Genomic DNA, 6,172 nt, shown 5'->3' with positions numbered 1-6,172 from the left:
CGCGGCGGCTGGCGGCCCGGCGCTCCTGGCGGGCTTCGCGGCGGGAGCGGGCGCGCCGGACCTGGCGGGCCTGACCGCCAATCGCAGCCTGGCGCCGGCGCTGGCGCAGGAAACCTTCAAGGCCGCGATCACGCGGGACATCGCGCGGCGGGTCAGCGTCACGCTGAGTCTTGATCTGGACGACGCCAAGCGCAGCAGCTTCCTGGGCCTGCCCGCGACCTCGGTGCGGCTGCCGGCGGGCAGTCCGTTCTCGCCGTTCGGCCGCGACGTCACCGTCTATCGCTATCTGGACGCGCCCTGGTCGCAGGCGCGCGAAGCCGAGACCTTCAAGGGGCAGCTGGGGCTCGCGGCGAACGGCTATGTCGGCGACTGGCGCTGGTCGCTGACCGGCGACTACGACCGAGGCAGGGTCGAGACCACGACCGGGCGCGGCGTCGACTCCAGCGCCTGGAAGGCGGCGATCGCCGCGCGCGACCCGACCGTCAATCCGTTCGGGCCGGTCTCCCCGAGCCTGCTGAAGGCCAATCCCCTTGACCACGCCAAGAGCCGCTCCCGCGCCGCCAAGGCCGAGCTGGTGCTGAACGGCGATGTGGCCGAGATCGCGGCCGGACCCGTGTCCTCGACGCTGAAGGTGGGCGGGGAGACGATCAGCCAGGCCGCCGACGCGGTGCGCGCCGGGGTCGCCTCCAGCAGCGACTACGATCGCCGGACCGTCTCGCTGCAGGGCGATATCGACGTGCCGCTGGCCAGCCGCGCGCGGGCGGTGGCGCCGGCGCTGGGCGAGCTGACGGCCAGCGTCAACGCCGGCTATGACGTCGAGACCGTCAAGGACCGGCTGGCCTTTGGCGCCGGGCTGCACTGGTCGCCGAGCAAGGTGGTGACGGTCAATCTGGGCGTCAGCCACGAAGAAACCGCGCCGACCGCCAACCAGATCGCCGATCCCGTGCTGCTGACGCCCAGCGTGACCGTCTTCGACTTCGCCACGGGCCAGAGCCTGACCGTCGCGCGGCTCGAGGGCGGCAACACCGCCCTGACCAACGACCGGCGGCGGATCCTTCGGGCGGGGGTCAATCTGCGGCCGGTGGGGCGGGACGGCGGGCCGACGCGGCTGACCGTCAATCTCAACTATGTCCGCACCCGGATCGACAATCCGATCGCCAACTTCCCGCTGATCACCCCGGCCCTGGAGGCGGCCTTCCCCGAGCGCTTCACCCGCGACGCCTCGGGCATGCTGACCGCCATCGACAGCCGGCCGCTGAACTTCGACGGCATCGACCGGGCCGAGCTGCGCGGCGGGATCAACCTGACCCGGCTTCTGGGCCAGGCGCCGCCGGGGGCGTCCAAGGCGCTCATCCAGGCGCGCCGCAAGCAGGTCGGCCAAGTGCAACTGTCGGTGAACGCCGTCTGGCGGCTGCGCGACCAGACCACCCTGCGCGCGGGCCTGCCGCCTCTGGACCTGCTGAACGGCGCCAGCACCAGCCGTCGCGGCCAACCGAGACACGAGCTGAACTGGCGGCTGAACGCGGTCCGCCAGGGCGTCGGGGTCAATCTGACCGGCGTCTGGCGCGGCGGCAGCGTCATCGACGCCGGCCCGGTCAACGGCGGGGCGCTGCGCTTCTCGCCGCAGACGATCTTCAACGTCTCGGCCTTCTACGAGGTCCCGCGCGCGGCGAAGGCCGGCCGCGCCTCGCCCTGGCTGGCGGGGACCCGGGTGGCCGTGGCGGTCGACAACCTCTTCTACAGCCGCCCCGTCGTGAGGGACGCCCGCGGCGTGACGCCCCAGGCCTATCAGGCCGACTATCTCGATCCCCTGGGGCGCACCGTGCGGCTGACGGTGAGGAAGAGCTTGATCGCGATGTGAGCGGGCGCCCAGCCCCCCGGAGAGGATCGAGAAACCGTGACAGAACGCCGCGGCCCGTTCATAACCTGAACGTTCAGTCTCCATTCAGCGAAGGCCCGTTAGACCGGAGAGCATGAAAACGATCCGCGTCATCCTCGCCGCCGCCGCTCTGGCCGCCGCCCTGCCGGGCGCCGGCTTCGCGCAGCATCGTGGTCCCGACTCGCTGGGCGCCGGCTGGCGCGCCCAGTCGGATCAGGCGCGCGACGGCGTGCAGTCGGGCCAGCTGGTCCCGCTGGGCCGGGTCATCGAGATGATCGGCCGCCGCGTGCCCGGCCGCGTGCTCGACGCGGGCCTCGAGGGCTCGTACTACCGGGTGCGCTGGGCGGCCAACGACGGGCGCCGCATCGACTTCATCGTCGACGCCCGCACCGGCCAGATCGTCAGCGGCGGCTAAACAGGGAGTCCTGCATGCGTATCCTGCTCGTCGAGGACGATCCCGACCTGACGCGCCAGCTGAAGCTGGCCCTGGCCGACGCCGGCTACGCCGTGGATCACGCCCCCGACGGCGAGGAGGCCCAGTTCCTGGGCGAGACCGAGCCGTATGACGCGGTGATCCTGGATCTGGGCCTGCCCAAGGTGGACGGCGTCTCGGTGCTGGAGCGCTGGCGGCGGGGCAATGTCACGACCCCGGTGCTGATCCTGACGGCGCGCGGCGCCTGGAGCGACAAGGTCGCCGGCTTCGACGCCGGCGCCGACGACTATCTGGCCAAGCCGTTCCACACCGAGGAGCTCCTGGCGCGCCTGCGGGCGCTGCTGCGCCGCTCGGCGGGCCACGCCGCGCCGTCGCTGTCGTGCGGGGCGCTGCGGCTGGATCCCCGCGCCGCCCGCGCCAGCGTCAATGGCGAGCCGCTGCGCCTGACCTCGCTGGAATACCGGCTGCTGCACTACATGATGATGCACCAGGGCCGGGTGATCGGCCGCACCGAGCTGGTCGAGCACCTGTACGACCAGGACTTCGACCGCGATAGCAACACCATCGAGGTGTTCATCGGCCGGCTGCGCAAGAAGCTGGGCGCCGACCGGATCGAAACGGTTCGGGGTCTCGGCTATCGGCTGGCCCCTCTGCCCGGCGAAGAGGCGGCTTAAGCTTTTGCTGGACCTGCGCCGCCGTTCGCTGGTCCGCCGCCTGGTCCTGATCGCGGGGATCTGGACCCTGCTGGTCTTGCTGATCGCCGGGGTGTTCCTGACCGCCCAGTTCCGGGGCGCGGCCATCCGCCGGTTCGACCAGTCCCTGGCGGTGCTGACCGACGATCTTTACGCCGGCTCGACGGTCGAGGATGGGCAGCTGCGCGCGCCGGTGCTGACCGACATCCGCGCCACGCGGGCCTATTCCGGCCGTTACTGGGTGATCCTGGACAAGCAGGCGGACGGAGCGATGCGGCCGGTCGAGCGCTCGCGCTCGCTGTTCGACAGCGACCTGATGCTGTCCTCCGACCAGATCGACAGGCTGGACGCCGCGCCGGGCAAGACCCAGTACTTCAACATGCGCGGCCCGCAGGACAAGCCGCTGCGGGCGGCCGCGGTGCTGGCCCGGCTGCCGGCCTATCCGGACCCCGTGGTGTTCCTGGCCGCCGAGGACCGCTCGCCGATCGACGCCGACGCCGACCGGTTCGGCGGCATCACCGCCATCGCCCTGCTGATCCTGGGCGGCGGCCTGGTGCTGGGGGTGGTGGTGCAGGTGCGGTTCGGCCTGACGCCGCTGTTCCGCCTGCGCCGGGAGGTCGCCTCGGTGCGGCGCGGCAAGGCCGAGCGTTTGGAAGGCGAGTACCCCGAGGAGCTCGCGCCGCTGGCCGGGGAGCTGAACGCGCTCCTGGCGCACAACCAGGAAGTCGTCGAGCGCCAGCGCACCCACGTCGGCAACCTGGCCCACGCCTTGAAGACGCCGCTGTCGGTCATGCTGACCGAAGCCTCCCAGCAGCCGGGCCAGCTGGCCGAGGTCGTCGCGCGGCAGGCCCAGACCATGCGCGAGCAGGTCGACCACCATCTGCGTCGCGCCCGCGCCGCCGCCCGCTCCCAGACCAGCGGCGAGCGCACGCCGGTCGAGCCCATTCTCGACGAGCTGGCCGTCACCCTGGAGCGGATCTTCCAGGACAAGGCCGACGGACGCGGCATCGAGATCGACTGGCGCTGTCCGGACGACCTGTGCTTCCAGGGCGAGAAGCAGGACTTCATGGAGCTGGCCGGCAACGTCATGGAGAACGCCGGCAAGTGGTGTCGCGGCAAGGTGCGCGCCGAGGCCGCGCCGACGGGGGAGGCGCGGATGCGCCTGGTCGTCGACGACGACGGCCCCGGCCTGCCGCCCGAGGCGCGCGCCCAGGCCCTCAAGCGCGGCCAGCGGCTGGACGAGAACGCCCCGGGATCGGGCCTGGGCCTGTCGATCGTCGACGAATTGGCGCGCGCCTATGGCGGATCGGTGGCGCTTGGTGAATCGCCGCTGGGCGGACTGCGCGTGACCCTGGACTTGCCGCGCGCCGAAGCTTGACCAAAGGTTGTGTCGAAGGCGGTTGGAGGGGCGGTTCCGATCATCGCCGCGCGAGCGCCTAAACTTCAGGTAGGCCGGGGCTTTCGGAGCCGCGACATCTCGCGCCGGAAGCCTTGAAATTCGCGTGATTTCGGAAATCCTTAACCTCGTTCCGAACATGGTTGACGCCTATGGGTCGGACGAGTCCGACGCGGGGGACCATGGCCGCTATCGCCGCGCATAAACTGCAGATCATCCGGACGCTGGTGGAAACCGCTCCGGACGCGGCGCTGCGCAGCCTGGAGCTGGCCCTGTCGGGCGCCGGCGCGACCGGGTCCCTGGCGGCCGTGCGGGGCCTCGTCGAGGACGAGAGCGCCAACCGGTTCGTCCGCAACAATATCCTCGCGCCGATCGTGCCCCTGTGCGCCAAGCGCGCCGAAGGCCAGACGCAGTTTCCGCCGGCGGTGCTGTCGCGGCTGTGGCGGGCGCTGAAGACCCTGGAGCCGACGCGCGTCGAGGACGCGGCGGCCAAGTGCAATCCCTGGGATCTCGAGCAGGGCGTGCCGGAGCTGTTCGACGAGCTCTGCAAGGTCGCCGCGGCGGGCCTGCGCGATCCCGACAACGCGGCCTTCGACGGCGTGCGTTCGCTGTGCGATCCCGAGGAGCTGGCGCTTTGCCTGCAGCTGTCGGCCATAATCCGCTCGTGCCTGCCCAAGCTGGCCGAATGGGTCAGCCGCATGTCGGGCGAGCGCGCGGCCGCCGCGCGGCTGGCCTATCGCGACGCCTGCCGGATCAGCGAGGACGCCGGGCCGCTGCTGCTGGACATCCTGTCGGCCCACCTGCCCGACGACTGGCGCATCCTGCGGGTGATCTCGGCGGTGATGGATCGCCCGACCGACCGCTATCTGGCCTCGTCCGAGGTCAAGGGCTTCGGCGAGCGGATCCTGGCGGAGATCGACGCGGCCATCCTCCGGGTCGAGACCTTCGACTTCGCCGACGGCGAGCGCGCCGGGCGCGAGGCGGCCCAGGCGGCGCACAAGACCCAGCTGCAGATCGTTGAGTTCCAGCAATCGGTCGACGTCGCCAAGGACGGTCCCTGGGGCCGCCGGCTGGCCCATCACAAGCAGGCGATGGCCAAGGCCTGCGAGCTGCGCATGGGCCAGGCCGAGAAGGCGCTGGAGCAGGCGCTGCCGACGCGGCCGATCTCGATGATGGCCAAGAAGGGCTCGCGCGGCGCCGCCAAGCTGGTCGAGGCGCCGGACGAGGCGATGATCCGCCGCGCCCAGGGCGCGCTGGCCTTCGTGGCCGAGCTGCGCTCGACCGCCGACAAGGCCGGCTATGGCAGCGCGCGCACCAAGATCCTCGAGAAGCTGAACGGGCGCCTCGACCCCTATATCGAGGACGTGCTGCACGTGGCGCGCACCGGCGAGGGCGGCGACTCCGGCCTGGCCGTGAAGTACCTGGACGTGGCGGCCGGCTTCATCAGCTACACCCGCGACGACAAGACCGCCGAGATCGTGCGGCGGCGCGCCGCGGCGGCGATCGCCGCCTAAAGCCCGTAGGCGCGGAACCCTTACGCACTTTTCCTACTGACGGAGCGCGCTGGAACACGCTACCACGCGCCCATGATCGCTTTCTGGATCGCCGCGGCGGGGCTGTCGGCCGCGACGGCGGGGCTGGTGCTGCGCGGCGCGGCGCGGGCTCGGCCCGTCGATGACGCCGAGGCCCGGCTCGAGCCGCATCGCCGCCGCCTGGCCGAGGTCGAGCGCCTGGCCCTGGACGGCCTCCTCGCCGAGGCGGATTTGAAGGCC

Annotated in this window: 6 protein-coding genes; all 6 read left to right on the top strand. The window is 71.7% G+C overall.

The window, feature by feature from the left end:
- On the top strand, positions 1–1,861 hold a 1,861-nt coding region (locus Q0V34_RS20610), incomplete at its 5' end, for a TonB-dependent receptor (protein WP_297516233.1).
- Positions 1,862–1,973: 112 nt separating this feature from the next.
- Positions 1,974–2,294, top strand: coding sequence for a PepSY domain-containing protein (locus Q0V34_RS20605; RefSeq protein WP_297516230.1), 321 nt, complete (start codon positions 1,974–1,976; stop codon positions 2,292–2,294).
- A 14-nt stretch (positions 2,295–2,308) separates the two neighbouring features.
- Positions 2,309–2,986: a response regulator transcription factor gene (locus Q0V34_RS20600; RefSeq protein WP_297516227.1), complete on the top strand. Its 678-nt coding sequence runs from the start codon at positions 2,309–2,311 to the stop codon at positions 2,984–2,986.
- Positions 2,987–2,990: 4 nt separating this feature from the next.
- Positions 2,991–4,382: an ATP-binding protein gene (locus Q0V34_RS20595; RefSeq protein WP_297516224.1), complete on the top strand. Its 1,392-nt coding sequence runs from the start codon at positions 2,991–2,993 to the stop codon at positions 4,380–4,382.
- Positions 4,383–4,543: 161 nt separating this feature from the next.
- Entirely contained in the window at positions 4,544–5,914 is a 1,371-nt protein-coding gene (locus Q0V34_RS20590; protein ID WP_297516221.1) for a hypothetical protein, read from the top strand.
- Between the two features lie 72 nt (positions 5,915–5,986).
- Positions 5,987–6,172, top strand: a 186-nt coding sequence (gene ccmI / locus Q0V34_RS20585) for a c-type cytochrome biogenesis protein CcmI (RefSeq protein WP_297516218.1), incomplete at its 3' end; no start/stop codon positions are given.

Source organism: uncultured Caulobacter sp., assembly GCF_947036865.1.
Lineage (GTDB): Bacteria > Pseudomonadota > Alphaproteobacteria > Caulobacterales > Caulobacteraceae > Caulobacter.
The sequence above is the reverse complement of the archived record's forward strand: the minus strand, read 5'-3'. Positions and strand labels throughout refer to the sequence as shown.

What these genes read in the sequence shown, in the direction of transcription:
- Q0V34_RS20600 (WP_297516227.1), top strand. Translation starts at nt 2,309, where the DNA reads ATGCGTATCCTGCTCGTCGAGGACGATCCCGACCTGACGCGCCAGCTG.
- Q0V34_RS20605 (WP_297516230.1), top strand. Translation starts at nt 1,974, where the DNA reads ATGAAAACGATCCGCGTCATCCTCGCCGCCGCCGCTCTGGCCGCCGCC.